Source organism: Kitasatospora sp. NPDC059462 (assembly GCF_042749955.1).
In the GTDB taxonomy this organism is placed as follows: Bacteria; Actinomycetota; Actinomycetes; order Streptomycetales; family Streptomycetaceae; genus Kitasatospora.
This window is the reverse complement of the sequence record NZ_JBHYUU010000016.1, coordinates 16,546-38,372: the sequence shown is the minus strand read 5'-3', so window position 1 is coordinate 38,372 and position 21,827 is coordinate 16,546. Positions and strand designations below refer to the sequence as shown.

Genomic DNA, 21,827 nt, shown 5'->3' with positions numbered 1-21,827 from the left:
GAGCCGTCACCATGACCGACGAACTCGCCCGCCGGATCGCCGCCCTGATGCCGCGCGCCCGGGCCGACCTGGCCGAGCTGGTCGCCATCCCCTCCGTCGCCGACCCCCGCCAGTACCCGCCGGAGAAGTGCCGCCAGGCCGCCGAGTGGGTCGCCGACGCCTTCGCCGACGCCGGACTGCGCGACGTCCACCTGGAGGAGACCCCGGACGGCAGCCACGCCGTGGTCGGCCACCGCCCGCCCCCGTCCGGCGCGCCGACCGTCCTGCTCTACGCCCACTACGACGTCCAGCCCCCGCTCGACGACGCCGCCTGGACCTCCCCGCCGTTCGAGCTCACCGAGCGCGCCGGCCGCTGGTACGGGCGCGGCGCCGCCGACTGCAAGGGCAACATCGTCATGCACCTCACCGCGCTGCGGGCGCTCGGCGACGACCTGCCGGTCGGCCTCAAACTGGTCGTCGAGGGCTCGGAGGAGCAGGGCACCGGCGGACTGGAGGCCTACGTCCCGCCGCACGCCGGGGAGCTGCACGCCGACGCACTGCTGATCTGCGACACCGGCAACGCGGCGGTCGGCCTGCCCACCGCCACCACCTCGCTGCGCGGCGTCACCACGGTGGTGGTCACCGTCTCCGCGCTCGCGGGCGACATGCACTCCGGCATGTTCGGCGGCCCCGCCCCGGACGCGCTGGCCGCGCTGATCCGCGTCCTCGACTCACTGCGGGACGCCGACGGCGGCACCCGGATCGAGGGCCTGGACAACGACGGCACCTGGAGCGGCGTCGGCTACGACGAGCAACGGTTCCGCGCCGACGCGGGCGTCCTGGACGGCGTCCGGCTGACCGGCTCCGGCACCGTCGCCGACCGGCTCTGGGCCCGGCCCGCCGTCACCGTGCTCGGCATCGACTGCCCGCCGGTGGTCGGCTCCGCCGCCGCGATCCCGGCCACCGCCCGGGCCCGGGTCAGCCTGCGCGTCCCGCCCGGCACCGACGCGCGCGCCGCCCAGGCCGCGCTCACCGCCCACCTGAAGGCCGCCGCACCGTGGGGGGTGCACATCGCGGTGGAGCCCGAGAGCGTCGGCTCGCCGTTCCGCGCCGCCACCGGCGGGCCCGCCTACGCGGCGCTCGACAAGGCCGTGCAGGAGGTCTACGGCCGCCCGATGTCCTTCCTCGGCCAGGGCGGCTCGATCCCGCTCTGCACCGTGTTCGCCACGACCTTCCCGGCGGCGGAGATCATCCTGATGGGCGTCGAGGAGCCGCGCTGCCTGATCCACGCGCCCAACGAGAGCGTCGACCCCGGCGAGATCGAGCACATGGCCCACGTCGAGGCGCTGTTCCTCCGGCACTACGCCAACTCGCGCCGTTCGTGATGAAGTTGACGCGCACCCAGCCTCCAGCCGCGCCGAGCTCCCCCACCAGGAGACCCGCATGCCCCGAGAGTTCACCACCGAGGACTACCGCTCCCGCCTGGAGCGGGCCACCGCCGCCGCGGCCGGCGCCGGGCTGTCCGGCCTGGTCGTCGCCCCCGGCCCCGACCTCGTGTACCTCACCGGCTACCAGCCGACCGCGATCACCGAACGGCTCACCGCGCTCGTTCTCACCGCAGGGCGCGATCCCGCGCTGATCGTCCCCACCCTGGAGCGCCCCGACGCCGAGAAGGCGGCCGGCGCCCCCGCCGTCCGCCTGGTCGACTGGACCGACGGCCAGGACCCGTACGCCGCCGCCGTCCCGCTGATCGACCGGGCCGGCCGGTACGGGATCTCCGACAACGCCTGGGCGATGCACCTGCTCGGCCTCCAGGCCGCCCTGCCGGCCACCGGCTGGACCTCGCTCACCGAGACCCTGCCGATGCTGCGCGCGGTCAAGGACACGGACGAGCTGGAGCGCCTCGCCGCGGCCGGCGGGGCCGCCGACGCCGCCTACCGGGGCATCCTGGAGGTCACCTTCGCCGGGCGCCGGGAGACCGACGTCGCCGCCGACCTCGCCGCCCTGCTCATCAAGTACGGCCACAGCCAGGTCGACTTCACCGTGGTCGGCTCCGGCCCCAACGGCGCCAACCCGCACCACGAGGCCGGCGACCGGGTGATCGAGCCCGGCGACACCGTCGTGCTGGACTTCGGCGGGCTCAAGGACGGCTACGGCTCCGACACCACCCGCACCGTGCACGTCGGCGCCGACGTCCCGGACGAGGTGCGCAGGGTCCACGAGGTCGTCCGGCAGGCGCAGCAGACCGCGTTCGAGGCCGTCCGGCCCGGGATCGGCTGCCAGGAGATCGACCGGGTCGCCCGCCGGGTCATCACCGAGGCCGGGTACGGCGAGTACTTCATCCACCGCACCGGCCACGGCATCGGCATCACCACGCACGAGCCGCCGTACCTGGTCGAGGGCGAGGAGCGGCCGCTGGTGCCGGGGATGTGCTTCTCGATCGAGCCGGGCGTCTACCTGCCGGGCCGGTTCGGGGTGCGGATCGAGGACATCGTGACCGTCACCGAACAGGGCGGGCGGCGGTTCAACAACACCCCGCACGAGCTGGGCATCGTGTCCTGAGTCACCCCGGGGCCGTGTCCGGGGTCACCGCCGGGAACGCCCCCGCCGCGTCCCGGCCGTCTCCCGGATCACCCGGCCCGGTGTGTGCGCTGCGCCGCCCGGGGCAATTCTGAGCCCTTCCTGAACGGACCGCCGTTCGCACCGAGAGTTCTCCAAGAATGCCTTGCTAGCTTCGACCGGCATGACCAGAATGCTCCGCCCGGCGCCGCCCACCCCTTCCGAGAGCGCCGGGCGGCTGCGTCCGGCGACCGGTTCCCGGACCGGCACGCGCTCCGGCGCCCTGGCCCGGCTCCGGCTGCTGGCGTGGCCGCTCTACCTCACCGCCCTGCTGTGGTACCTGGGCACGTACGGCCTGCCGTACACCAATGACCTGGTCTTCCTCTGGCTGATGGGCGCCCTGGTGGCCGCCGGCGTGCACAGCGGGCACGGCGCGCGCGGCTTCCTGCTGGTGCTGCGCGACTGGGTGCCGGTGATGGCCGTCGTCTGGACGTACTCGCTGCTGCGCGGCTACGGCGCACACACCCCCTGGGGCCCGTACCTGTGGCCGCAGCAGCGCGCCGACGAGGTCATCGGCTTCGGCGAGACGCTGACCGTCCGGCTGCAGCACGGGCTCTACACGCCCGGCTCGCCGCAGTGGTGGGACTACGCGGCGGTCACCGTCTACATGTCGCACTTCTTCGCGGTCTTCGTGATCCTCGCGGTGCTCTGGCGCCGGCGCCACGACCGGTTCCGGCACCTGCTCACCTGCTACCTGGTGCTGACCTTCGCCGGCTTCGCCACGTACATCCTCTACCCGGCGGTGCCGCCGTGGCTCTCCTCCCAGGAGGGCCACCTGCCGGAGCTGACCCGGGTGGTCTCGGACGTGCTCACCGAGAGCGGGCTGCCGCGGGCCGCGTCGGTGTTCGAGAACGGCAGCCAGTTCGCCAACGACGTCGCCGCGATGCCCTCGCTGCACTCGGCGTACCCGGCGATGCTGCTGTTCTTCTTCTGGCCGACGGCCGCGCGGTGGCTGCGGGTGCTGCTGGTCGCGTACCCGCTCGCGATGACCTTCGCCCTGGTGTACGGGGCGGAGCACTACCTGGTGGACGTCTTCGTCGGCTGGGCGTACGCGGCCGCGGCGGTGTACGGCGTGCGGTGGCTGCGCGAGCGGCGGCGGACCAGGTCGCTGGCGGCGAGCCGGGCGGCCGTGGCGCCGGTGGAGCCCGCGGAGCCGGGGGCGGGCGTGGCGGCCGGGGTGGCCGGCGGCACACTGGAGCGGTGACCGAGAAGCCGACCCCGGCCCCCAGGCCGACCGCCGAGCAACTGCTCGCCGCCCGCGACAGGACGATCGAGGACGTCACCGCCCCCGGTCTGCGCGTGCTGTTCTGCGGGATCAACCCCGGGCTCTGGTCCGGGGCCACCGGCCACCACTTCGCCCGCCCCGGCAACCGGTTCTGGCCCGCCCTGCACCGCTCCGGCTTCACGCCGCGCCAGTTCCGGCCGGACGAGCAGCGGCAGCTGCTCGACCTCGGCCTCGGCATCACCAACGTCGCCCCGCGCACCACCGCCAAGGCCGACGAGCTGACCGCCGAGGAGCTGCGGGCGGGCGGCGCCGCGCTCACCGAACGGGTGCTGCGGCTGCGCCCCCGGGTGCTGGCGGTGCTCGGCATCGGCGCCTACCGCACGGCCTTCGGCCTGCGGACGGCGTCGACCGGGCGCCAGGAGCGGACCATCGGGGACACCGAGGTCTGGGTGCTGCCCAACCCCAGCGGCCTCAACGCCCACTACACCCTGGACGCGCTGGCGGCGGAGTTCGCCGGGCTGCGCGAGGCGCTCTCCTAGCCGGTCAGGCACGCAGGAACTCCAGCACCGCCAGCACCCGGCGGTGGGTCTCCCCCGCCGGGGGCAGGTCGAGCTTCATCAGGATGTTGCCGATGTGCTTGCCCACCGCCGCCTCGGACACCACCAGCTCCCCGCAGATCGCCGCGTTGGACCGCCCCTCGGCCATCAGCGCCAGCACCTCGCGCTCGCGCGGGGTCAGCCGCTCCAGCGGGTCCCGGCGGCGGCGCAGCAGCTGGCGGACCACCTCCGGGTCGACCACCGTCCCGCCGGCCGCGACCTCGGCGACCGCCGCCGTGAACTCCTCGATCTGGCCGATCCGGTCCTTCAGCAGGTAGCCGACCCCGGAGCCGTCGCCCGAGTCCAGCAGTTCCGCCGCGTACGAGCGCTGCACGTACTGGCTGAGCACCAGGACCGGCAGGCCCGGGCGCCGCTCGCGCAGGGCGACGGCCGCGCGCAGCCCCTCGTCGGTCTGGCCGGGCGGCATCCGGACGTCGGTGACGACGAGGTCCGGCGCGTGCTCCTCGACCGCCGTGCGCAGCGCCCCGGCGTCGCCGACTGCGGCCACCACCCGGTGCCCGAACCGGGCCAGCAGGCCGACCAGCCCCTCGCGGAGCAGCACGCCGTCCTCGGCGAGCACGATCCTCAGGCTCATCGTCGGGCCCCTCCGCCGGCCGGGACGCACGGGATCTCCACCCGCACCAGGGTCGGTCCGCCGGGCGGACTGCTCACCGTCAGGGTGCCGTCCACGACGGCGACCCGGTCGGCCAGCCCGGTCAGGCCGGTGCCGCGCCCCGGGTCGGCGCCGCCGCGGCCGTCGTCGGCCACCTCGATGGTCAGCCGCCCGTCCGCGTAGCGCCCTTCGACGCTCGCCGTGCGCGCGCGGCTGTGCTTGGCGATGTTGGCGAGGGCCTCGGTGACGGCGAAGTAGCCGGCCGACTCGACCGGTGCCGGGAGCCGGGCGGGCAGCGCGAAGCGGGTGACGACCGGGACGGGCGAGCGGTCGGCGGCGTCCGCGCAGGCCTCCGGCAGGCCGCGGTCGGTGAGCACCTGGGGGTGGATGCCGTTGATCAGCTCGCGCAGTCCGGCCAGCACGTCACCCGCCTCGCGGTGCGCCGCGGCGAGCCGGGCGGCCAGCGGGCCGTCCGGCGGCGCGTCCAGCCGGGCCAGGCCGAGCGTCATCCGCAGGGCCACCAGCCGCTGCTGGGCGCCGTCGTGCAGATCGCGCTCGATCCGGCGCCGCTCCGCCTCGAAGGCGTCCACCAGCCGGGCCCGGGAGCGGACCAGTTCACCGATCCGCCGCTCCTGCCGGCCGGGCCCGAGCAGCAGCCGGACCAGGGCCGCCCGGGCGTCCGCCGCCAGGACCAGCGGGTGGCTCAGCAGCGGCAGCAGGACGAGGCCGGCCAGCCCGCACAGAGCGGCCGTCCCCGTCGAGTGGACCTGCCAGACCTTGAGGACGTTGACCTGCTCGCCGTCCAGCAGGAGCAGCGGGACGGCGGCCAGCAGGCAGCCGGGGACGGCCAGGGCGCAGCCGGCCACGGCCAGGTCGACCGGCCAGAGCACGAACGCGGCGAGCGCGGTGAAGCCCAGTTCGCGCCAGGTCGCCCGCTCGCGGTAGCGCAGCCGCAGCCAGGCCGCGAGGCCGGGGCGGTCGGGGACGCGGTGCGGGTCCGGCACCCGGCCGCCGTCCAGGAACCGGGCCAGCCGGCGTTCCCAGGCCGCGACCGGCAGCCCGACCAGGGCGAGCGCGGCCAGCAGCGGCAGCCCGACCAGCAGGACCGCCAGCACTCCGGCGGCCGTCACGGACAGCAGCAGGCCGGCGCAGAGCAGCAGCCCGGTCAGGCCGGTCGCCAGCAGGTACCCGGCCGCCCGCCACGGGGCCGCCGAGCGCAGGAGGCCCGGCCGCAGCAGCTTGTCCATCGTGTCCCTCCCCCGGTCGTGCCCACCCTAGGGCGCTGCCGGCGGTCCGTCGGTAGAGCCTGCCCTACCGTCCGAAGTGGCCCCCGGCCTGCTGCGGCGCCCCCTGCCGCAGCGGTTCGCTGGGCGCATGAGAATGCTGCGGATCGCACTCCGGTCCCTGAAGGCCCGCCGGGTCTCCCTGCTCGGCGCCTTCCTCGCGCTCGCCCTCGGTGTCGCGATGACCGCCGTCATGCTGCTCGGCCTCGCCTCCGCCGTCGGCGCGCCCGGCGGGGAGGACCTGGTGTCGCTGGTCGCCGCGCTCGGCACCGCGGGCGGGGTGAGCGCGTTCGTCGCGGCGTTCGTCGTCGCCTCCACCTACTCCTACGCCGTCGCCCAGCGCCGCCGTGAGCTCGGCCTGCTCCGCCTCGCCGGCGCCACCCGTGCGCAGGTCCGCCGTACGGTGCTCGCCGAGGCGCTGCTGCTCGGCGCGGCCGCCTCCGCGACGGGCTGCCTGCTCGGCCGGCTCGGCGCCCCGGCGTTCGTCGGGCGGCTGGCCGACGTCGGCATGGCGCCGCCCGGCTTCGCCCTCGCCCCGGCCGGCTGGCCGCTGCCGACCGCCTTCGCCACCGGGCTGCTGGTCGCGCTCGCCGGCGTCGCCGTGGCCGCGCGCCGGGCCGGGCGGGTCGGGCCGCTGGACGCCCTGCGCGCGGCCGACCTCGACACCGGGGTGCTGACGGCCGGGCGGCTGCTCACCGGGCTCGGCCTGCTGCTCACGGCCGCCGTCCTGGCCGGCACCGCGCTCGCCACCGACCCCGCCGACCTGCTGCACCGCAAGACGTACACCACCCGGCCGATGTGGCTGATCTGCGCGGCCGGTCTGCTCTCCCCGCTGCTCGCCCCGCCGCTCATCCGCCTCCTCGGCCGCGCCCTCCCGGTGCGGCTCACCGGGTACGCGGGCCGCCTGGTGCCCGCGGGCGCCGCCGCCGCGCTGCGCCGCACGGGCGCGGTCGCCGCACCGGTGCTGGTCTCGGTCGCGCTGACCGGCTCGCTGGCGGGCGCGCCGGCCGCGGTGGCCGCCGCCCGGACCGCCGAGGCGCGCGCCCGCAGTGCCGCCGACCTGGTCGTCGTCCCGGCGCCCGGCGGCGACGGCCCGCTGCTCGCCGCGCTGGGCGCCGTCCCGGGCGTGGTGGCCCTCCTCCCCACCGCGCCGACCGTCCTCGGCCTCGTCGAGCCGGACGGCGTGACGGTCCGCTCCGAGGCCCGGGCGACCACCGATCCGGCCGCACTGGCCGCGCTCACCCGGCTGCCCCTGCTGGCCGGTTCGACGGCCGGCCTGGACGACCACTCGCTCGTCCTGCCCGCCGAGTGGGGGCACCGGACGGTCGGCGAACCGGTCCCGGTGGTGCGCGCCGACGGCAGCCGGACGACCCTGCGGGTGGCGGCCGTGCTGCGGGACGGACTCGGCGACAACGGCCTGTACGTGACCGCCGCCCACGCCCCGGGCGCCCGCGTCGACCGGGTCGAGGTCCGCCTCGGGCCCGCCGCCCGGGTGACCGAGGTCCGCGCCGCCGCCCGGCCGTACGGCGCCACCGTGCTGACCCGGCAGGAGTGGTTCGCCGACGGGGCACCCACCCGGATCACCTGGCTGCGGATGGCCCTCGTCCTCGGCCCGGCCCTCGTCTACACCGGCATCGCGCTCGCCAACACCCTGCTCATGGCCACCGCCGACCGCCGCCGTGAGCTCGCCCTGCTTCGCCTCGCCGGGGCGACCCGCGGTCAGGTGGTGCGGCTGGTGACCGCCGAATCGGTGCTGGTGACGGCGGTCGGCGCGGTGCTCGGCTGCGCGGTCGCGGCCCTCCAGCTCGGCTCCCTGTACGCCGCGCTGGCCGTGCTCCGGGTGCCCGCGCCGCTCGTCCTGCCCTGGCGCCCGGTCGCCGCGGTGAGCGCCGGCGCGCTGCTGCTCGCCGCGGTCTGCGCCGCCCCGGCCGCCGCCCGGGCACTGCGTTCCCGTCCGGTCACCGCCGCGGCGCGCTGAGTCCCGGCTCCGGGCCGCCGGGCGCCGGGGTCGCCGACGGGCCGCCCCGGCCGGGCAGGGTGACCCCGGCCGCCGCCAGCCGCGCCGGATCCGCGACGACCTCGAACCCGGCCACCCGCCCGTCGCGCACGTCGAACGTCAGCAGCAGCCGCAGCCGCCCGTCCGGTGCGATCGCCGCCCCGGCCCCGCCGTCCACCAGCACCGGCACGCCGAACCGCGCCCGGCGCCCGATCACCTGTGTCTCCCGGGCCACGGCGTCGGCGCCGCGCAGCACCGCCGGCCGGCCGGCGGGCAGCGCGGCCGGGTCGGCCCGGCGCACCACGTCCGGGGCGAGCACCGCGAGCAGCGCCTCCAGGTCGCCGCCACGCGCGGCGGCCAGGAACGCGTCCACCACCTCGCGCTGCGCCGAACCCACCGCCTCTGCCGTCCCCCGCACCCGCTGCCGGGCCCGGCTCGCCAGTTTCTTCGCGGCCACCGTGCTCCGCCCGACGATCGGCCCGATCTCGTCGAACGGCACCGCGAACCCGTCGTGCAGCACGAAGGCGACCCGCTCCGCCGGTCCCAGCCGGTCCAGCACCACCAGCATCGCCCGGCCCACCTCCTCGACCAGCTCCGCCTCCGCCTCCGGCCCGTCCACCACGTCCCCGGCCACCGCGTCCTCGACCGCCACGCCCACGGTCCTCCTGGTCCTCAGCACGTCCAGGCAGATCCGCGACACCACCGTGGTCAGCCACCCCGGCAGGTTGTCCAGCCGCGCCGCGTCGACCCGTTCCAGCCGCAGCCAGGCCTCCTGCACGGCGTCCTCGGCCTCGGCCGCCGACCCCAGGATCCGCCGCGCGACCGCTCCCAGCCGCCCCCGCTCGGCCTCGAACCGCACCGCCAGTTCCGCACGCCCGTCCACCGGTCACCTTTCCCTCCGCGTCCCCGTCACGGGGGTGACGATGCCCACCCCCCGAAGGTGACCGGGAGCCCCCTCATGCCCAGCCTGCTCCACCTCGACTCCGGCGCGAGTCCGGCCGACCAGTCCGTCAGCCGCCGTCTGACCGCCCGCTTCGCCCACGCCTGGCGGACCCGCCACCCCGGCGCCGGCTACGGCTACCGCGACCTCGCCGCCGACCCGGTCCCGCTCATCGGCGCCGGCTACGCCTCCCTCGGTGTGCGCGTCGAGCGCCACGGCGGCCCCGTGGCGCCCGCCGACGTCCCCGCGTTCGCCACGACCCCGGCCGAGCGGCAGGAGTGGTCCCTCACCCACCCCCTGGTCACCGAGCTGCACGCGGCCGACACGCTCCTGCTCGGCGTCCCGATGTACAACCTCACCGTCCCCGCCGCCCTGAAGGCCTGGATCGACCGGATCACCTTCCCCGGCGTCCACACCGGCCGCCTCGCCGCCACCCGCGTCATCGTCGTCACCGCCCGCGGCGGCGGCTACGGCCCGGGCACCCCGCGCGAGCCCTTCGACTTCCAGACCCCGTACCTGCGCGCCTGGTTCACCGAACACCTCGGCGTCGCGGACGCCGGGCTCCGCTTCGTCCACGCCGAGCTCACCCGCGCCGCCGACGTCCCAGCCCTCGCCCCCTACCGCGACCTCGCCACCGCCTCCCTCGCCGCCGCCCGCGCCGAGCTGGCCCGCCTGGCCGCCGCCTGAGAACACCGAGGGCCGGCGGGAACCCCCGCCGGCCCTGCTCCGCCCCCCGCTCACCGCCCCTCGCCTACCGCCGCCCGCCCCACGGCTCGTCCGTCGAGACGATCTCGCGCCCCAGCGGCATCAGCGACACCGGAATCAGCTTGAGGTTCGCCCATCCGAACGGAATTCCGATGATCGACAGGAACAGCGGAATGCTGGTGACCAGGTGCATCAGCGCCAGCCACCACCCCGCGAAGATCAGCCAGATCACGTTCCCGATGCACGAGGGCGCCCCCGCGTCCGGCCGCTCGACCGCCGTCCGCCCGAACGGCCAGATCACGAACCCGGCCAGGCGGAACGACGCGATACCGAAGGGAATCGTGATGATCAGAATGCAGCAGATGATGCCGGCGATCACATAACCGATCGCCATCCAGAATCCGCAGAAGACCAGCCAGAGCACATTCAGTACGAATCCGATCACCTTCATGCCTGGCACCCTCTCACGTCCGAACCTTCCCCTACGACCACCGATGCCCGCCGACCTGCGGATCTACGCCCCCGGGCAGCACACCTCAGGGATCACTCCGGGTAGCGGCACTCCTCAGGGAGGAGAACGCCCCGGGCCCGAGGTCCAGTCCACCCGCTCCGGAGCCCGCTCCGCGCGCGGCGAGCGGGCCGCGCGGAGCAGCCGGGGATCGGCGGTCCGGTGCGCGAGCCGCACGGTCAGGGTCCAGAGGCCGTAGAGAAGCGCGATGCCGGTCCCGATGAGCAGGAGAACGATGACGATCGTGCCGAGAACGTCCCCCTGTGCCAGCACGGCGATCCCCAGGACATACCCCATGAACAGGAGGACGAAGAAGAAGAACACCCGAACCAGCGAACCCGACCGGGAATGCAGCGGAAACCACAGCAGGACGACCCGGAATCGGTCCAGGAACGACAGACCGTCCGCCACCTGCTCATCGGCCCGGGAGGCCCGCAGGACCGCCAGCTGACTCTGCAGGTGGTCGGCCGCCCACGCCCGCACCGGAGCGATGTCCGTCCCCGGGGCGACCGCCTCGTAGGCGCCGAACCACTCGGTGAGGAAGCCCAGGTGCGCCCGCGCCTCGTCCAGCTCCCGCTGTCGTCTCGCCTCGGCACTCCGGCGCGCGTTCCATTCGCGGAACCACAGCCCGGCCGCGCCGACCAGCGAGGCCACCAGGGCCGTGACCGCCGCCACCAGCGCGCTGTTCCCGACGTTCATCGAACCCGCTGCGGCCACGCCACCACCTCTTCGGCCTGCCTCCGGTCCCGGGCCCGACGCCCTGCTCACCGAGCATGCGGCAGCCCGGACGGGAGCGCTCGGGATGCTGCGCCGTCCGGTGCGCGGGTCACAGCGGCGTGACGGCCTTGAGGACGAGCAGGAGCGCGACGGCGGCGTTGAGCGCGGACAGGGCGGAGGCGGCAGTGCCGAGGGCCGCGACGAGCGCGGCGAGGCCGGCGGGGGTGTGGGCGGGGGGCCAGTTGCGGGTGGTGGGGACGGGACCGAGGAGAGCGGCGACGCGCCGGGGAACGGGGCCCGGGGCCGCGAAGGCGGGGAAGGCGGCGTACGCGGCGGGCGGGCGGTGGGAGGCGAGGGCGGCGCGGGCGACGGCGCGGGCGGTGACCCGGCGGTCGCCGACGGCCTGCGCGGACTCCTCGTCGGCCCAGCGCTCCGCGCTGTAGGAGACGGCGCGCTCCAGCGGGCGCAGGAACGGGTTGACGCAGCCCGCCAGTTGGGTGGCCAGCAGGTGGCGGTGGTGCCGGTGGGTCAGGTGGGCGCGTTCGTGGGCGAGCAGCGCGGCGCGTTCGTCCTCGGCGAGGCCGGCCAGCATGCCGGTGGAGACGACGACCCGGCCGGGCGAGCGCGGCGAGCCGGGGAGCGCGTAGGCGTACGGGGCCGGGTCGGGGAGCAGGGCGACGTCGGAGGAGGCGGGCAGGGCGCGGCCGAGGGCGCGCCGGGCGCGGGCGCGGATCCGCAGGTGGCGGGCGAGCGTGCGGCCGACGGCGGCGAGGACGACGGCGAGGACGAGCAGCGCCGCGGTGCCCACCGTCTCGTGGTACGGCAGGGCGGCCCGGACCTCGGGGTCGGACCAGCTGTCGGGCAGCGGGTTGCCGGGGATCTGCGCGGTGCCGACGACGCCGATCAGGGCCAGGCAGAGCGCGCTGCAGAGGGCCATCACGATGCTGATCGCGGTGAGCAGCCGGGCGGCGCCGCGCGGGTGGAGGTGCTGCTCGGTGAGGCGGGCGATGGGCAGCGCCGTCAGCGGCAGGACGAGGGGGAGGAAGACGAAGACACCCACGGTGAGGACGTCAGCCTTCGCGGTCGGTGGCGGGGGCGGAGGCGCTGTCGAGCAGGGTGCGCAGCAGCTCCTCGTCGTGCGGGAGGAGCGCGGTGACGAAGCTGGCGAGCACGGCGTCCCGGTCGGGTTCGCCGTCGAGGACGCGGCGCATCCGCAGGGCGGCGAGGCCGGCCGCGTCCGAGGACGCCTGCCAGAGGTAGGAGCGGCCGGAGCGGGTGCGGGTGACGGCGTCCTTGGCGTGGAGCCGGGAGAGGATGGTCATCACGGTGGTGTACGCGAGGCCGCCGTCGAGGCGTTCCTGCACCCAGCCGGCGGTGACGGGGACGGGTGCCCGCTGGAGCACGGCCAGCACCTGCGCCTCCAGCTCGCCCTGGCCGCGCCGCCGGGCCCGCGGGTCGCCGGCCACCGGGGTGTGGGTGTCCTCTGCCATGCCGGTCATCCTAACGAGAAGGTAAAGGACCGGGAATCAGGCTTGTGGTGCGCGGGCGTTCTGCTGCCGGTCGAACGCGGTGATCTCGGGGTGGTGGAGGTCGAAGGCGGGCGACTCGGAGCGGATCCGGGGCAGCGTGACGAAGTTGTGCCGCGGCGGCGGGCAGGAGGTGGCCCACTCCAGCGAGCGCCCGTAGCCCCACGGGTCGTCGACGGTGACCTCCTCCCCGTACCGGGCGGTGTGCCAGACGTTGTGGAGGAACGGCAGGGTGGAGATCCCGAGCAGGAAGGAGCCGATGCTGGAGACGGTGTTGAGCGCGGTGAAGCCGTCGGAGGCCAGGTAGTCGGCGTACCGGCGGGGCATGCCCTCGGCGCCGAGCCAGTGCTGCACCAGGAACGTGGTGTGGAATCCCACGAAGAGGGTCCAGAAGTGGATCCGGCCGAGCCGTTCGTCGAGCATCCGGCCGGTGAACTTGGGCCACCAGAAGTGGAAGCCGGCGAACATGGCGAAGACGACCGTCCCGAACACCACGTAGTGGAAGTGCGCGACGACGAAGTACGAGTCGGAGACGTGGAAGTCGATCGGCGGCGCGGCCAGCAGCACGCCGGTGAGGCCGCCGAACAGGAAGGTGACCAGGAAGCCGACGGCCCACAGCATCGGCGTCTCGAAGCTGAGCGAGCCCCGCCACATGGTGCCGATCCAGTTGAAGAACTTCACCCCGGTGGGCACCGCGATCAGCATCGTCATGATCGAGAAGAACGGCAGCAGCACCTGCCCGGTGACGAACATGTGGTGCGCCCAGACGGTGATCGACAGGCCGGTGATGGCGACGGTCGCGCCGATCAGCCCGGTGTAGCCGAAGATCGGCTTGCGGCTGAACACCGGGATGATCTCGGTGATGATGCCGAAGAACGGCAGCGCGATGATGTAGACCTCCGGGTGCCCGAAGAACCAGAACAGGTGCTGCCAGAGCAGCGCCCCGCCGTTGGCCGCGTCGAAGACGTGGGTGTGGAAGCGCCGGTCCGCCTCCAGGCAGAGCAGCGCGGCCGCCAGCACCGGGAAGGCGAACAGCACCAGGACGGCGGTCAGCAGGATGTTCCAGACGAAGATCGGCATCCGGAACAGCGTCATCCCGGGCGCCCGGAAGCAGACGATCGTGGTGATGAAGTTGACCGAGCCGAGGATGGTGCCGAAGCCGGAGAGCGCCAGGCCCATGATCCACAGGTCGGCGCCCACACCCGGGGAGTGCTGCAGGCCGTTCAGCGGCGCGTAGGCGAACCAGCCGAAGTCGGCCGCGCCGTCCGGGGTGAGGAAGCCGTAGACGACGATCAGCGAGCCGAACAGGTACAGCCAGTAGGCGATCGCGTTCAGCCGGGGGAAGGCGACGTCGGGGGCGCCGAGCTGCAGCGGCATGATCCAGTTGGCGAACCCGGCGAACAGCGGGGTCGCGAACATCAGCAGCATGATCGTGCCATGCATGGTGAAGAGCTGGTTGAACTGCTCGGGCGAGAGCAGTTGCAGCCCGGGGCGGGCCAGCTCGATCCGCATCAGCATCGCCATCAGCCCTCCGAACAGGAAGAACAGGAAGGAGGTGGTGATGTAGAGGGTGCCGATCCGCTTGTGGTCGGTGGTGGTGAGCCAGCCGACCAGGGCCCGCCCGCGCCGGCGGCGGGCGGCGCGGCGGCGTTCCGGCCGGGACGCGCGCGACGGGTGCGGGGGCTGCTGCTCCGCGGTGTCCTGCGGCAGGAGAGTCACGCGCTGCGCCTTCCGGGTCCGGGGCAGGGGTCGGACCACCAGTACCGGCCGGCCGGCCGCACCGGGCGGGGACGCGCGGGGAGGGTCACCCGAACAGGCGCGGCCCGGTTGCCCGGCACCGGCCGGGGCCGGACGGTCGAAGTCCGCACGTCTCTCCGCCCACCTGTCCGGAGGGCCTGTCCGGCCCCGGCGTCCGGTCCTGGAGGAACCCATGAGCAGTACGTCGTCGACTCCCCCGCCGGAGGAGCCCCCGCCCTGGCGCCACGGCACCGGCCAGCCTCCGCCGCCGCCCTCGCACCACCGGTTCCGCGAGTGGGCGCCCGGCTTCGTGGTGTTCGCCGGTGTCCTGATGCTCATCAACGGCATCATGGAGGTGCTGCGCGGGATCATGGCGGTGCACGAGGACGAGGTCTTCCTGACCACCAACCGCTACGTCTTCCGCTTCGACCTCACCGGCTGGGGCTGGATCCACATCGTCGTCGGCGTGCTGGTCGCGGTGGTCGGCGCCTTCCTCCTCAAGGGCGCCCCCTGGGCGCGGTACGCCGGTATCGTCCTCACCGCGGTGAGCGCCATCGACGGCTTCCTGGCGATGCCGTACTACCCGGGGTGGTCGATCGTGGTGATCGCCCTGGACGTCTTCATCATCTGGGCGCTCTGCGTCTACCGGCCCGCGGAGGCCGGTCACTGATCCCCGGCCGCGCCGTGCCCGGTCCCGTCCTCGGTACGGGACCGGGCACCGCGGCGTCAGGCGCGGGCCCGCTGGGTGAGCGCGATGCAGAGCAGCACCACCATCGCCGTCACGGGCGCCGCGGCCGGCAGGTCCTCACCGAGCAGCAGCACCGACCAGACGAGCGTGATCAGCGGCTGGGCCAGCTGCAGCTGGCTCGCCCTCGGGACCCCGATCAGCGCCATCCCCCGGTACCAGACCACGAACCCGCCGAACTGCGAGACCGCCGCCGTGTAGAGCAGCCCGGCCACCGCCTTCGCGCCGGGGCCGCCGGCCGGAAGCGGCTCGGCGGGCAGCGCCAGGGCCGTGGTCAGCGCGGTGACCGGCAGTGCGGCGACCACCGCCCAGCCGATCACCTGCCAGCCGGGCAGCTCCCGGGAGATCCGTCCGCCCTCCGCGTACCCGGCCGCGCAGACCAGCAGCGCCGCGAACAGGAGGAGGTCGGCGAGGCCGGGCCGCCCGTGGCTCTGCACCAGGGTGAACCCGAGCACCGCGACGGCCCCGGCCAGCGCCGCGCCCCAGAACAGCCGGGACGGACGGCGGCCGTCCCGGCGGGCGCGCACGGCGGCGAAGGCGGCGGTGGCCAGCGGCAGCAGGCCGATGACGACCGCCGAGTGGGCGGTCGAGGAGGTGCGCAGCGCCAGCGTGGTGAGCAGCGGGAAGCCGAGCACGCAGCCGGCCGCGACCACCAGCAGGCCGGGCCGGTGCCGGCGCGCGGGCAGCGGGACGCGGGCGGCCGCGAGGCAGAGCGCGGCGAGCAGGCCGGCCAGCAGGCCGCGCAGGCCGGTGGCCGTCCAGGGGCCGAAGCCGGTCAGGGCCCAGGCGGTGGCGGGGAAGCTGAAGGAGAAGGAGAGGACGCCCAGGGCGGCCAGTGCCGTGCCGGTGGAGCCCGTCGCGGCGGGGGCGGGGGCGGAGCCGGCGGCCGTAGCGGGCCGGGCCGCTACCGTCGGGGAGGTGGTAGCGCTATCTTGTGCTCTCATGAACGAGCGTAGCAGTGTGGCCGAACTCGCCGACAGTCTGCGCCGGGAGGTCGAGCGCTACCCGGAGGGGCGGAAGCTGCCGTCGAGCCGGATGCTGATGGAGCGCCACCAGGTCAGCCCGGGGACGGTCTCCCGTGCCATCGCCGTCCTGGCCGCCGAGGGGCTGGTGGTCTCCCGGCCGGGCGCCGGGGTGTTCCGGGCGGCGGCCTTCGCGGGCGCTCCGGGTGCCGGGGTGCCCGCCGCCGCGCGTCCGGGCGACCTCTCCTGGCAGGAGATCGCGCTCAGCACCGACACCGGCCCGCGCGACCTGCTGGCCGCCCCGGTCTTCGCCACCCTGCGCGTTCCGCCGCCCGGCGTCGTGGACCTCAACAGCGGCTACCCGCACGCCTCGCTGCTGCCCGAACGGCTGCTCGCCGCCGCCCTCGGCCGGGCCGGGCGGCGGCCGGGCGCCTGGGAGCGCCCGCCCACCGACGGCCTCACCGAGCTGCGCGGCTGGTTCGCCCGCGACATCGGCGGCCACGGCGGGCCGATCGCCACCGGGGACGTCCTGATCACCTCCGGCGGGCAGGGCGGGCTCACCGTGGCGATGCGCTCGCTCGCCGCCCCCGGCGCGCCGGTCCTGGTGGAGTCACCGACGTACTCCGGGATCCTCGCGGTCGTCCGGGCCGCCGGGCTGCGTCCGGTCCCGGTGCCGGTCGACGCCGACGGGGTGCGCACCGACCTGCTGGCCGACGCCTTCGCGGCCACCCGGGCGCGGGTCTTCGTCTGCCAGCCGCTGTTCCAGAACCCGACCGGCGCGGTGCTCTCCCCCGAGCGCCGGGCCGAGGTGCTGCGGATCGCCCGGGCGGCGGGCGCGTTCGTCGTCGAGGACGACTTCTCGCGGCTGCTGGTCCACGCGGACGCCCCCGCGCTGCCGCGTCCGCTCGCCGCCGACGACCGCGACGGGGTGGTGGTGCACCTGCGCTCGCTGACCAAGGCCGCCTCGCCCAACCTGCGGGTCGGGGCGCTCACCGCGCGCGGGCCGGCGCTCGCCCGGCTGCGGGCCACCCAGGTGGTGGACAGCTTCTTCGTGCCCCGGCCCTTGCAGGAGGCGACCCTGGAGCTGGTCGCCGACCCCGGCTGGGCCCGTCATCTGCGCGCCCTCGGCACCGAGCTGCGCGACCGCCGCACCGCCGCCGTCGCGGCCCTGCACCGCGAGCTGCCGGGCCTGCTCGGCACGTACCGGCCCGGCGGCTACCACCTGTGGCTGCGGCTGCCGGACGGCGTCGACGACGGCGCCCTCACCGCCGCCGCCCTGCGGGCCGGCGTCCAGGTGACCCCCGGGCGCCCGTACCACGCCGCCGAACCCCCGGCCCCGCACCTGCGGCTGAGCTACGCGGCCGCCGAGAGCTCCGCCCAGGTGGTGGAGGGCGTGCACCGGCTGCGGCGGGCCTTCGAGGAGCTCACGGGCTGACGGCACCGGCCGCGCGCGGGCTACCGCCCGTAGCCGGCCATCCGCTCCAGCCGGGCGATCCGCTCGCCCATCGGCGGGTGGGTGGAGAACAGCTTCGCCCCGGCCTCGCCCGGCCGGAACGGGCTGGCGATCATCATGTGGCTGGCGGTCTGGATCTGCGGCTCCGGCGGCAGCGGCAGCTGCCGGGTGCCGGCGTCCAGCTTGCGCAGCGCGCTCGCCAGGGCGAGCGGGTCGCCGGTGATCCGGGCGCCGTCGGCGTCGGCCTGGTACTCGCGGGAGCGGCTGACGGCCAGCTGGATCAGCGAGGCCGCGACCGGGCCGAGGATCATGATCGCGAGCATGCCGAACAGGCCCGGGCCGTCGTCGTCCTCGCTGCGGCCGAACGGGATCAGCCAGGCAAAGTTCACCAGGAACATCACCACCGAGGCGAGCGCCCCGGCCACCGAGGAGATCAGGATGTCGCGGTTGTAGACGTGGCTCAGCTCGTGGCCGAGGACGCCGCGCAGCTCCCGCTCGTCGAGCAGTTGCAGGATGCCGTCGGTGCAGCAGACCGCCGCGTTGCGCGGGTTGCGGCCGGTGGCGAAGGCGTTCGGGGCCGGGGTCGGCGAGATGTAGAGGCGGGGCATCGGCTGGCGGGCCGCGGTGGAGAGCTCACGGACGATCCGGTACAGCTGCGGGGCCTCGATCTCGCTCACCGGGCGGGCGCGCATGGCGCGCAGGGCGAGCTTGTCGCTGTTCCAGTAGGCGTAGGCGTTGGTGCCGAGGGCGACCAGCAGGGCGATCACGAAGCCCGTGCGGCCGAAGAAGCTGCCGATCACCAGGATCAGCGCCGAGAGGCCGCCCAGCAGGGCGGCGGTCCTCAGTCCGTTGTGCCGGCGGTGCACGGCTGGCCCTCCAATGGTGCGTGGGGAAGCCCTTTCTGCCTCGTCCCTCCTGCCCGCTCAACGGGCGGGGACGTGGGCCTTGTTCCCTTGTGACCGGCGTGACACCCGGCCGGGTGACCGGGGCCGCACCGCCCGTCACCTCGGCACACGCCGCGCGGAGGGTCAGAACAATGAGCCGCCGACCACCTGGAGGACCAGCTGCGGGGCCACCGAGAGCACCACCGCCGCCGAGGCGGTGAGCCCCAGGGTGGCGGTCAGCGACACCGGCAGGCGCCGCTCGGCGGCGGGGGCCGCGGCGGCCCCCTCCTCCGCCGGGGCGAAGAGCCGGGCGGTCCAGAGCAGGTAGTAGAACAGGGCGACGACCACGTTGACGGCCATCACCACGGCCAACCAGCCCAGACCGGCGTCGACGGCGGCGCGGAAGACCACCACCTTGCCGAACAGGCCGATCACGCCCGGGGGCAGTCCGGCCAGGCAGAGCAGGAAGAACGCCAGCGCCAGCGCCGTCCAGCGGTTGCGCCCGAACAGGCCGCGGAAGTCGTCCACGCTGGTCCCGGCCCGGCGTCCGACCGCCGCCACCACGCCGAAGGCGCCGAGGTTGACCACGCCGTAGATCAGCGCGTACGCGGCGGTGGCGCCCAGCGGGTCGGTCGCGGTGGGCGCGTAGCCGGCCGCGGCCAGCGGCACCAGCAGGTAGCCGGCCTGGCCCACCGAGGACCACGCGAGCAGCCGGACCGCGCTGAACCGGGTGTCGAAGCGCTGGCGCAGCGCGCCCACGTTGCCCACCGTCATGGTGACGGCGGCCAGCACCGCGAGCGCCAGGCCCCAGGTGTGCGCGTACGGGCGGAAGGCGATCGTGGTGGCCAGCGCCAGACCGGCCAGGCCGGCCGCCTTGCCGACCACCGAGAGGTAGCCGGCCACCGGCAGCGGGGCGCCGGTGTAGGTGTCCGGCACCCAGAAGTGGAACGGGACGGCGGCCACCTTGAAGGCGAAGCCGACCAGGGTGAGCACGGCGCCCGCCTCGGCCAGCGGCTTCAGCTGTCCGGGCGCGTGCTCCAGGCCGGTGGCGACGGCGCCCAGGTGCAGGCTGCCGCTCGCCGCGTAGACGAAGCCGATGCCGAGCAGCATCACGGCGGTCGCGGTGACGGAGGAGAGGAAGAACTTCAGCGCGGCCTCGGCGCCCCGGCCGTCCCGGCGCAGCGCGACCAGGGCGAAGGCGGGCAGCGAGGCCACCTCCAGGGCGATCACCAGGGTGGCGAGGTCGCGGGAGGCGGGGAGCAGGGCGGCGCCGCAGGCGCTGGCGAGCAGCAGGAACCAGTACTCGCCGCGGGGCAGCTCCTCCTCGTCCACCGTGTGCGCGGACAGCAGCGCGGCGATCAGCGCGCCGCCGAGCGCGAGCAGCTGGAAGACCAGCGCGAAGTGGTCGGCGACGTAGGAGCAGCCCGCGTTGTCGGTGGCTCCTGTTACGTTCTGCGCACAGAAGGTGGCCCGGGGTGATCCGCCGGTGAGCGGGAGGAGCGAGATGAGCGCGAGGGCGAGTCCGGCGGCGGTGAGCCGGCCCAGCCACTTCTTGTGCGGCGCGGGCAGGAAGAGGTCGGTGACCAGCACGGCCAGGGCGGCCACGGCGGCGATCAGCGGGGGCGCGATCGCCACCCAGTCCACGGACTGGATCAGGCTGCCCGGGTTGGCGACGGCGAGGGAGGTCACAGTGGTCTGCCCCGTGGAGTGAGGTCCGAGTGCGGTGCCGAGCATGATCAGCCACCCCCGAGGAGGTGTTTGACGGCGGGGTCGGAGAGGCCGAGCAGCAGCGCGGGCCAGAGACCGGCGAGCAGGGTGAGGGCGGCCAGCGGCGTCCAGCTGACGGCCTCGTACGGGCGCAGGTCGGCGAGCTCGGCCACCGGGGCGGGCTGCTTCGGGTCGCCCATGCAGACGCGCTTGACCACGATCAGCAGGTACGCGGCGGTGAGGAGGGTGCCGAGGCCGGCCAGGACCATGTAGGTGACGAACGCGGGGCGCGAGAGGCCGTCGGCCGGGTCGAACGCGCCGAACATCGCGAGCAGCTCGCCCCAGAAGCCGGCCAGCCCGGGCAGGCCGAGGCTGGCGACGGCGGCGAAGGCGAGCAGTGCGCCGAGCCGGGGTGCCCGTCCGTAGAGGGCGGCGCCGGTGGCGCCGGAGAGGGTGTCGAGGTCCGCCGTGCCGTAGCGGTCCTTGAGCGCCCCGACGACGAAGAACAGCAGGCCGGTGATCAGACCGTGGGCGATGTTGGCGAACAGCGCCCCGTTGACGCCGACCGGGGTGAGGGAGGCGATGCCCAGCAGGACGAAGCCCATGTGGCCGACGGAGGAGTAGGCGATCAGGCGCTTGAGGTCGCCCTTGGCGCCGCGCCGCGCGAGCGCGAGGCAGGCCAGCGAGCCGTAGACGATGCCGACCGCGGCGAACGCGCCCAGGTAGGGGGCGAGCGTGGTGGTGCCGTCGGGGACGACCGGGAGGAGGACGCGGACCAGGCCGTAGGTGCCCATCTTCAGCAGCACGCCGGCGAGCAGCACGGAGCCGACCGTCGGGGCCGCCGTGTGCGCGTCCGGGAGCCAGCTGTGCAGCGGCCAGGCGGGGGCCTTGACCGCGAGCCCGATCATGATCGCCAGGGCGGCGATCACCTGGGTGGAGTGGCTCAGGCCGGAGCCGTGGGCGGCGGCGAGGGCCTGCATGTCGAAGGTGCCCGCCCGGACCCCGACCAGCAGGAAGCCGAGCAGCATCACGGCCGAGCCGAGCAGCGTGTAGAGGATGAACCGGTTGGCGGCCGGCACCTTCGCCCCGCTGCCCCAGCGGGCGATCAGGAAGTACATCGGGATCAGCACGATCTCGAAGGCCAGGAAGAAGAGCACGAGGTCCAGCACCGCGAAGGTGGCGAGCATGCCCACTTCGAGGAGGAGGAACAGCCCGGCGAAGGCCCGGGCCGAGGGCACCCCCTCGCCGGACGGCAGGCGCCGTTCGGAGTACAGCGCGCAGAGGAAGGTGAGCAGCGAGGTCAGGACGACCAGCGGCAGCGAGACGCCGTCCACGCCGAGGTGGAGGCGCACGCCGATCGCCGGGATCCAGGACACATCGGTGGTGGCCTGCATCCGGGCGGGCTCGTCGTGGTCGAAGCCCGCGGCCAGGACGACGGTGAGCACCAGCACGGCGCCGGTCACCACGGTGCTGAAGCGCAGCGCGCGGCGGTCGGCGGCGGCCGGGTCCGCGCCGAACACCGGGGCCAGGGTGAGCGCGGCGCCGAGCAGCGGCAGCACCAGGAGGGCGATGAGGACCGCGTTCATCGGGGGCTCCTGACGACCAGGGCGGCGGACGGGGAAGGGAGGTACG

Annotated in this window: 20 protein-coding genes; 8 read left to right on the top strand and 12 right to left on the bottom strand. The window is 75.1% G+C overall.

The annotated features are described in order from the left end of the window. Positions 1–11 precede the first annotated feature (11 nt). From ACFXAM_RS07205 to mug, 4 genes are all read left to right on the top strand, one after another. Positions 12–1,364, top strand: coding sequence for a dipeptidase (locus ACFXAM_RS07205; RefSeq protein ID WP_380288278.1), 1,353 nt, complete (start codon positions 12–14; stop codon positions 1,362–1,364). 58 nt (positions 1,365–1,422) lie between these two features. Then, positions 1,423–2,541, top strand: coding sequence for an aminopeptidase P family protein (locus ACFXAM_RS07200; RefSeq protein ID WP_380288276.1), 1,119 nt, complete (start codon positions 1,423–1,425; stop codon positions 2,539–2,541). Between the two features lie 181 nt (positions 2,542–2,722). Beyond that, complete coding sequence (locus ACFXAM_RS07195; RefSeq protein ID WP_380288274.1) at positions 2,723–3,802, top strand: phosphatase PAP2 family protein; 1,080 nt, start codon at positions 2,723–2,725, stop codon at positions 3,800–3,802. Then, positions 3,799–4,362: a G/U mismatch-specific DNA glycosylase gene (gene mug / locus ACFXAM_RS07190; RefSeq protein ID WP_380288272.1), complete on the top strand. Its 564-nt coding sequence runs from the start codon at positions 3,799–3,801 to the stop codon at positions 4,360–4,362. The genes ACFXAM_RS07195 and mug overlap by 4 nt, the downstream gene beginning before the upstream one ends. A gap of 4 nt (positions 4,363–4,366) precedes the next feature. On the opposite strand, the gene ACFXAM_RS07185 is transcribed toward mug, so the two are convergent. Both ACFXAM_RS07185 and ACFXAM_RS07180 read right to left on the bottom strand, forming a co-directional pair. Then, positions 4,367–4,999 (bottom strand): response regulator, encoded by a 633-nt coding sequence (locus ACFXAM_RS07185; protein ID WP_380288350.1) that lies wholly within the window; start codon positions 4,997–4,999, stop codon positions 4,367–4,369. A gap of 11 nt (positions 5,000–5,010) precedes the next feature. Beyond that, positions 5,011–6,279: a sensor domain-containing protein gene (locus tag ACFXAM_RS07180; RefSeq protein ID WP_380288270.1), complete on the bottom strand. Its 1,269-nt coding sequence runs from the start codon at positions 6,277–6,279 to the stop codon at positions 5,011–5,013. 127 nt (positions 6,280–6,406) lie between these two features. On the opposite strand from ACFXAM_RS07180, the gene ACFXAM_RS07175 reads away from it, so the two are divergent. Next, positions 6,407–8,293, top strand: a complete 1,887-nt coding sequence (locus tag ACFXAM_RS07175; protein ID WP_380288268.1) for an FtsX-like permease family protein — start codon at positions 6,407–6,409, stop codon at positions 8,291–8,293. Here the strand turns inward: ACFXAM_RS07175 and ACFXAM_RS07170 are convergent. Then, on the bottom strand, positions 8,274–9,194 hold the full coding sequence (locus tag ACFXAM_RS07170) for a sigma-70 family RNA polymerase sigma factor (RefSeq protein ID WP_380288266.1): 921 nt from the start codon (positions 9,192–9,194) through the stop codon (positions 8,274–8,276). The genes ACFXAM_RS07175 and ACFXAM_RS07170 overlap by 20 nt on opposite strands. Before the next feature lie 75 nt (positions 9,195–9,269). Here ACFXAM_RS07170 and ACFXAM_RS07165 point away from each other — a divergent pair, with 75 nt between their 5' ends. After that, positions 9,270–9,938: an FMN-dependent NADH-azoreductase gene (locus ACFXAM_RS07165; RefSeq protein WP_380288264.1), complete on the top strand. Its 669-nt coding sequence runs from the start codon at positions 9,270–9,272 to the stop codon at positions 9,936–9,938. A gap of 64 nt (positions 9,939–10,002) precedes the next feature. Here ACFXAM_RS07165 and ACFXAM_RS07160 read toward each other — a convergent pair whose 3' ends face one another. The 5 genes from ACFXAM_RS07160 to ctaD form a co-directional block, all read right to left on the bottom strand. After that, a complete protein-coding gene (locus ACFXAM_RS07160; protein WP_380288261.1) occupies positions 10,003–10,407 on the bottom strand; it encodes a YccF domain-containing protein in 405 nt (134 codons plus the stop codon). Between the two features lie 114 nt (positions 10,408–10,521). Then, positions 10,522–11,181, bottom strand: coding sequence for a hypothetical protein (locus ACFXAM_RS07155; RefSeq protein ID WP_380288259.1), 660 nt, complete (start codon positions 11,179–11,181; stop codon positions 10,522–10,524). A gap of 109 nt (positions 11,182–11,290) precedes the next feature. Beyond that, on the bottom strand, positions 11,291–12,241 hold the full coding sequence (locus tag ACFXAM_RS07150) for a M48 family metalloprotease (protein ID WP_380288257.1): 951 nt from the start codon (positions 12,239–12,241) through the stop codon (positions 11,291–11,293). A 10-nt stretch (positions 12,242–12,251) separates the two neighbouring features. Further along, entirely contained in the window at positions 12,252–12,671 is a 420-nt protein-coding gene (locus ACFXAM_RS07145) for a BlaI/MecI/CopY family transcriptional regulator (protein ID WP_380288255.1), read from the bottom strand. 36 nt (positions 12,672–12,707) lie between these two features. Then, positions 12,708–14,426 (bottom strand): cytochrome c oxidase subunit I, encoded by a 1,719-nt coding sequence (ctaD, locus tag ACFXAM_RS07140; RefSeq protein ID WP_380288253.1) that lies wholly within the window; start codon positions 14,424–14,426, stop codon positions 12,708–12,710. 211 nt (positions 14,427–14,637) lie between these two features. Here ctaD and ACFXAM_RS07135 point away from each other — a divergent pair, with 211 nt between their 5' ends. Next, positions 14,638–15,114 (top strand): hypothetical protein, encoded by a 477-nt coding sequence (locus ACFXAM_RS07135; protein WP_380288251.1) that lies wholly within the window; start codon positions 14,638–14,640, stop codon positions 15,112–15,114. A 56-nt stretch (positions 15,115–15,170) separates the two neighbouring features. Here the strand turns inward: ACFXAM_RS07135 and ACFXAM_RS07130 are convergent, their stop codons facing one another. Continuing rightward, positions 15,171–16,133 (bottom strand): DMT family transporter, encoded by a 963-nt coding sequence (locus ACFXAM_RS07130; protein WP_380288249.1) that lies wholly within the window; start codon positions 16,131–16,133, stop codon positions 15,171–15,173. Here ACFXAM_RS07130 and ACFXAM_RS07125 point away from each other — a divergent pair. Further along, a complete protein-coding gene (locus ACFXAM_RS07125) occupies positions 16,132–17,586 on the top strand; it encodes a PLP-dependent aminotransferase family protein (protein ID WP_380288247.1) in 1,455 nt (484 codons plus the stop codon). The two genes, ACFXAM_RS07130 and ACFXAM_RS07125, sit on opposite strands and share 2 nt — an antisense overlap. A 20-nt stretch (positions 17,587–17,606) precedes the next feature. Here ACFXAM_RS07125 and htpX read toward each other — a convergent pair whose 3' ends face one another. The 3 genes from htpX to ACFXAM_RS07110 form a co-directional block, all read right to left on the bottom strand. Further along, complete coding sequence (gene htpX, locus ACFXAM_RS07120) at positions 17,607–18,470, bottom strand: zinc metalloprotease HtpX (protein ID WP_380288246.1); 864 nt, start codon at positions 18,468–18,470, stop codon at positions 17,607–17,609. A 162-nt stretch (positions 18,471–18,632) separates the two neighbouring features. Further along, positions 18,633–20,177, bottom strand: coding sequence for an NADH-quinone oxidoreductase subunit N (locus ACFXAM_RS07115; RefSeq protein ID WP_380288244.1), 1,545 nt, complete (start codon positions 20,175–20,177; stop codon positions 18,633–18,635). Between the two features lie 47 nt (positions 20,178–20,224). Next, positions 20,225–21,781, bottom strand: a complete 1,557-nt coding sequence (locus tag ACFXAM_RS07110) for a NuoM family protein (RefSeq protein WP_380288242.1) — start codon at positions 21,779–21,781, stop codon at positions 20,225–20,227. Between the last annotated feature and the right edge of the window lie 46 nt (positions 21,782–21,827).

What these genes read in the sequence shown, in the direction of transcription:
- ACFXAM_RS07145 (WP_380288255.1), bottom strand. Translation starts at nt 12,671, where the DNA reads ATGGCAGAGGACACCCACACCCCGGTGGCCGGCGACCCGCGGGCCCGG.
- ACFXAM_RS07130 (WP_380288249.1), bottom strand. Translation starts at nt 16,133, where the DNA reads ATGAGAGCACAAGATAGCGCTACCACCTCCCCGACGGTAGCGGCCCGG.
- ACFXAM_RS07160 (WP_380288261.1), bottom strand. Translation starts at nt 10,407, where the DNA reads ATGAAGGTGATCGGATTCGTACTGAATGTGCTCTGGCTGGTCTTCTGC.
- ACFXAM_RS07125 (WP_380288247.1), top strand. Translation starts at nt 16,132, where the DNA reads ATGAACGAGCGTAGCAGTGTGGCCGAACTCGCCGACAGTCTGCGCCGG.
- ACFXAM_RS07200 (WP_380288276.1), top strand. Translation starts at nt 1,423, where the DNA reads ATGCCCCGAGAGTTCACCACCGAGGACTACCGCTCCCGCCTGGAGCGG.
- ACFXAM_RS07175 (WP_380288268.1), top strand. Translation starts at nt 6,407, where the DNA reads ATGAGAATGCTGCGGATCGCACTCCGGTCCCTGAAGGCCCGCCGGGTC.
- ACFXAM_RS07165 (WP_380288264.1), top strand. Translation starts at nt 9,270, where the DNA reads ATGCCCAGCCTGCTCCACCTCGACTCCGGCGCGAGTCCGGCCGACCAG.
- ACFXAM_RS07135 (WP_380288251.1), top strand. Translation starts at nt 14,638, where the DNA reads ATGAGCAGTACGTCGTCGACTCCCCCGCCGGAGGAGCCCCCGCCCTGG.
- ACFXAM_RS07205 (WP_380288278.1), top strand. Translation starts at nt 12, where the DNA reads ATGACCGACGAACTCGCCCGCCGGATCGCCGCCCTGATGCCGCGCGCC.
- ACFXAM_RS07110 (WP_380288242.1), bottom strand. Translation starts at nt 21,781, where the DNA reads ATGAACGCGGTCCTCATCGCCCTCCTGGTGCTGCCGCTGCTCGGCGCC.
- ACFXAM_RS07180 (WP_380288270.1), bottom strand. Translation starts at nt 6,279, where the DNA reads ATGGACAAGCTGCTGCGGCCGGGCCTCCTGCGCTCGGCGGCCCCGTGG.
- ACFXAM_RS07195 (WP_380288274.1), top strand. Translation starts at nt 2,723, where the DNA reads ATGACCAGAATGCTCCGCCCGGCGCCGCCCACCCCTTCCGAGAGCGCC.